The sequence below is a fragment of the Peptidiphaga sp. genome (genome assembly GCF_057238965.1).
Map to the genome: position 1 here is coordinate 11876 of NZ_DBHHEV010000058.1, position 4100 is coordinate 15975.

Sequence of the window (4100 nt, forward strand, 5' to 3'; positions counted from 1 at the left end):
AACGAGACGAGTGGAGCTGACAATGGCAACCGATTACGACGCACCGCGCAAGCAGGACGAAGAACTCCGCGAGGATTCCCTCGAGCAGCTCAAGGCTCGGCGCTCAGAGCATCAGTCGGCGGAGGTCGAGGAGGACGAGGTCGAGGCCGCTGAAGGCTTTGAGCTGCCGGGGGCCGACCTGTCGAACGTCGAGCTTTCGATCAGCGTCGTGCCCGCCCAAGACGACGAATTCACGTGTTCGCAGTGTTTCCTGGTGCACCATCGATCACAGCTTGCCTACGAAGAGGGCGGACTGCCCGTGTGCACGGAGTGCGCGGGCTAAAATGGTGCGCATGGTCCGACCGAGCGAACCGCGATTCTGAAAGGGTTGACACGTGGGACTATTTGGGAAGAAGAAGGCCAAGGTCCGAGAGGCGGAGGCCGACGTCGTCGCCGAGCCCGAGGCCGCAAAGGCTGTCGGGCCCTACGACGAAGCCGATGCGCCCGAAGACGACGAGCTGCTCGAGTGCGGCGCCCTCAGGCTGCCGCCGGTTGAGGGCGCGACGATCCAATTCACGGTCGAGCGCAACCGCGAGGTGGTCCTGGGCGCCGTGTACATCGTGGGCGAGAGCGCGCTTCAGCTTCAGGTTTTCGCGGCTCCGAAGTCGAGCGGCCTGTGGGACGACGTGCGCGCCGACATGATCTCTTCGATCGCCTCGCAGGGAGGGTCTTCGCGCGAGGCCGAGGGAGACTACGGACAGGAGATCCACGCGCAGATGCCGGTCGAGGGGTCGAGGACGGTCAACCCCGTTCGATACTTGGGAATCGACGGGCCCCGGTGGCTGCTGCGGGCGACGCTGACAGGCAGAGCCGCCGTCGACGACGCCGAGGCGCGCAGCCTGCTCCGCGCCGTGCTCGACAGGCTCGTGGTGGTCAGGGGCGTCGCCGCCCATCCGCCGCGCGACATTCTTCCGCTCGAGGTGCCGCGTTCGGGCAGCAAGCATCCCGAGCCTCAGCGCGACAGGATTTCGCTTCCGCGCCGGGGGCCGGAAATCTCGGAGGTCCGCTGAGGTGAGCCCTCGCCGAGTCGAAGTGACCGGCGAGATCACGTCGATCGCATATCCCGGCGCGGGAAACTCGCCGGTCCTTCGAGCGAGGATCAAGGCCCCGGAGGGGGAGTTCGTCCTCGCATTCCTGGGGCGGACCATCGTCCGCTGCATCGAGGTCGGCTCGCGTTTGACCGTGCGCGGGGCCGTTTCGGGCCGCGACGCCGTCCCGACGATCTTCGACCCGGCTTACACGGTGCTGCCGGGCGAGTGACGTCCGCGCCCCAGTGGCGCGCGCGGCTCAGGGCGCTGCGGAACAGACTCGACGCGGCGGACAGAACAATCGATGCGGCGAAAAATCGACGCGGCGGAAAGGAACGACGTGACTGAGATGGTCGATGTGACGGACCAAGCGGCTGACGAGGCGCAAGCCTCGGATCGGGCGGAGGAGGCCGCCGGAAGGCGGACGGCCAGGCGCAGAGGCGGTCTGGCGGCCGCCGTCGGCGAAGACTTTGACCTGTCGAGGGCCGTGGGCGGCAAGCGGGGCGTCGTCGAAAGCGTCGCCCCCGGCGCGATCTTCCTCGTCGTCTACATAGCGACCAAAGACGTCGTCGTCTCCTCGATCGCTCCGGTGGCCGCCTCAGTCCTCGCCTTGGCGGCCCGCCTTGTCGGCCGGCTCGACGTCACACCGGCGGTCAGCGGCCTCCTCGGCGTCGGCGTCTCGGCTTTCTGGGCGCTGCGCACGGGGCAGGCATCCGACTACTTCACGGTGGGACTGCTCCTCAATGCCGGGTATCTGGCCGCCCTCGCCCTTTCTCTCGCAGTGCGCTGGCCTCTGATGGGCCTCGTGCTTGGATTCCTGCGCGGGGACGCCACACGATGGAGGCGAGCCGACGACGAGGACGGGATCGCGACTCGCCGCGCGTACACCCGTTTGACGTGGCTGTGGGCCGGAGTGTTCGCCTTGCGCCTCCTCGTTCAGACGCCTCTCTACTTGACGGATGCGACGACGGCCCTCGCGGTGAGCAAGCTCGTCATGGGCCTGCCGCTCTTCGCCCTCGCGGCCTGGGCGACGTGGATGGCGGTCCGCGCGCTTCCTCCCGCGGCCGAATCGTCCGCGGCCGGGCCGGGGCGGCACCCCGCCGAAGCCGACGAGCGCGGCTGACCGGCGGGTCTTCTCGCGCAGCCGAACGGGGAGGCGAGCGCGGATGGCGGGCGAAAGCGGAGCCGACCGAAGCGAGGCGAAACCGCCGCCGGAGAACGGGATCGCAGGCTAGACCGACTCGAGCGAGGCGTCGTCGCCGATGAGCTCGCGCACGATGTCGAGGTCTTCCTCGGCCTCGGCCGAGCGCAGGAAAAGCACCTGGTCGCCGGCTTCGACCGTCAAATCGGGCTCCGCCGTGAACGGCACCCCGTCCCGGACGATCGCGTTGAGAACGATCGAGGGCGGGAGGACGACGTCGGAGACGGCAAGCCCGACGATCGGGGCCTTGGGCGGAAGCGTCGTCTGCAGGAGGGCCGCTCCCGAGCGGTGAAAGTGCATGACCGTTGCGAGGCGCCCGTTGGCGACCGCGTCCTCGACGTAGGGCGCGATGACGCGCGGCGTCGAGACGGCGACGTCCACTCCCCACGACTCGTCGAAGAGCCATTCGTTCTTCGGATTGTTCACGCGTGCGATGACTCTCTCGACGCCGAATTCGGTTTTTGCCAGGAGCGAGACGACGAGGTTGACCTTGTCGTCGCCGGTCGTCGCCACGACGACGTCGGCCTCGTCGAGATTCGCCCGCTGGAGGCTCGTGAGCTCGCAGGCGTCGTCGAGCTGCCACTCCGCCTCGGGGACGGAGGCCACTTTCATCGCCGAGGGGTGGCGGTCGATGATCGTGATGTCGTGGCCGGATTGGACGAGCTCCTTGGCGATCGACCTGCCCACGGACCCGGCCCCCGCGATGATGACTTTCACAGATCCTCCTGGGCTGGATGGTTCGCGATTCTTTGGACGGCGCCGGCCCGATCGGTTTCGACCGTCATGTGCAGCGCGTCGCCGTCTTGCAGCACGAGGCTGGGCGCCGGAAGCATCCCCCTCCCCAAGCGAGTGAGATAGGTCACTCTTGCTTTCGTCGCGCGCTCCAAATCGGAGACGCTGCGCCCGAACCAGGAAGGGTCGAGGTCGATGCCGACGATCGCGATTCCGGCGTCGTCTTCGATCCAGTCGAAGTGCGGCCCCAGCGGGATGAGATGCCGGAAAACCTGCTCAACCGTCCATTTGACCGTTGAAACCGTGGCGATTCCGAGCCGCTCGTAAACCTCTGCGCGCGTCGGATCGTATATGCGGGTGACGACGTTGGACACCCCGAAGGTCTCGCGGACCACACGGGCGGCGATGATGTTCGAGTTGTCGCCCGAGGAGACGGCCGCGAAGCCGTGGGCGTCCTCGATGCCGGCTTGGATCAGCGCCTCGCGGTCGAAGCCCATGCCCGTGACGCGCTGGCCCGAAAAACCTTCTGGGAGCCGCCGAAACGAGTCGGGGCTGTGGTCGATGACGGCCACGGAATGGCCGTACTCCGTTAGATTCGCGGCCAACGTCGCTCCGACGCGACCGCACCCCATGATGACAAAGTGCACGCTAAGAACGCTACCTCAAACCGCGACGTGGCGTAGCCTGAACACTGTGACGAACGAAATACCCGCCCGCTCCGCAGCGGCCGACACCACGATGATCGCCCTTTCGGCCGTCATCGTTCCGCAGATCATTCTTCGTTCCGTCCCCTCGGGGGCGAATTCCGCGGATATCGCCGTCGCCGCCGCCGTGGCGGTTCTCAGCCTTCTGGCGGCCTTTTTCGGCGCGACCTGGGTGGGGCGCCTCGTTCCGCGCCGCCTCTCCTACCGAATCGTTGCCTCCCACATCGGCCCGGGGATGGGCGTGGTGGCCGCCTCGGCGCGCTACCTGTGCTACGTCATCGTCATCGTCCTGGGCGTCGGCGTGGCAACGACGAGCCTCGTGGAAGTCTTCCCGGAGCTGCCGCGCGGGCCGCTTCTCTACGGCCTCGTTCTCGCCTTGGCCCTTCCCGTGCTTCT

The 4100-nt window shown here is 67.5% G+C and carries 7 protein-coding genes; 5 read left to right on the plus strand and 2 right to left on the minus strand.

What is annotated here, in order from left to right:
* The first annotated feature begins 22 nt into the window (after window positions 1-22).
* From ACO48X_RS07720 to ACO48X_RS07735, 4 genes are all read left to right on the plus strand, one after another.
* On the plus strand, window positions 23-322 hold the full coding sequence (locus ACO48X_RS07720; protein ID WP_009199663.1) for a DUF4193 domain-containing protein: 300 nt from the start codon (window positions 23-25) through the stop codon (window positions 320-322).
* 52 nt (window positions 323-374) lie between these two features.
* Window positions 375-1049 (plus strand): DUF3710 domain-containing protein, encoded by a 675-nt coding sequence (locus ACO48X_RS07725; RefSeq protein WP_485001507.1) that lies wholly within the window; start codon window positions 375-377, stop codon window positions 1047-1049.
* 1 nt (window position 1050) lies between these two features.
* Window positions 1051-1299, plus strand: a complete 249-nt coding sequence (locus tag ACO48X_RS07730) for a single stranded DNA-binding domain-containing protein (RefSeq protein ID WP_484991771.1) — start codon at window positions 1051-1053, stop codon at window positions 1297-1299.
* Between the two features lie 117 nt (window positions 1300-1416).
* Entirely contained in the window at window positions 1417-2190 is a 774-nt protein-coding gene (locus ACO48X_RS07735) for a DUF3159 domain-containing protein (RefSeq protein ID WP_485001511.1), read from the plus strand.
* 108 nt (window positions 2191-2298) lie between these two features.
* Here ACO48X_RS07735 and ACO48X_RS07740 read toward each other — a convergent pair whose 3' ends face one another.
* Both ACO48X_RS07740 and ACO48X_RS07745 read right to left on the minus strand, forming a co-directional pair.
* The gene (locus tag ACO48X_RS07740) at window positions 2299-2985 is read right to left on the minus strand and encodes a potassium channel family protein (RefSeq protein ID WP_485001508.1); all 687 of its coding nucleotides are present in this window, start codon (window positions 2983-2985) and stop codon (window positions 2299-2301) included.
* Complete coding sequence (locus ACO48X_RS07745) at window positions 2982-3632, minus strand: potassium channel family protein (protein ID WP_485001509.1); 651 nt, start codon at window positions 3630-3632, stop codon at window positions 2982-2984. Before ACO48X_RS07745 ends, ACO48X_RS07740 begins: the two co-directional genes overlap by 4 nt.
* Before the next feature lie 61 nt (window positions 3633-3693).
* Here ACO48X_RS07745 and ACO48X_RS07750 point away from each other — a divergent pair.
* The coding region (locus ACO48X_RS07750) for a hypothetical protein (RefSeq protein WP_485001510.1) at window positions 3694-4100 on the plus strand (407 nt) is incomplete at its 3' end.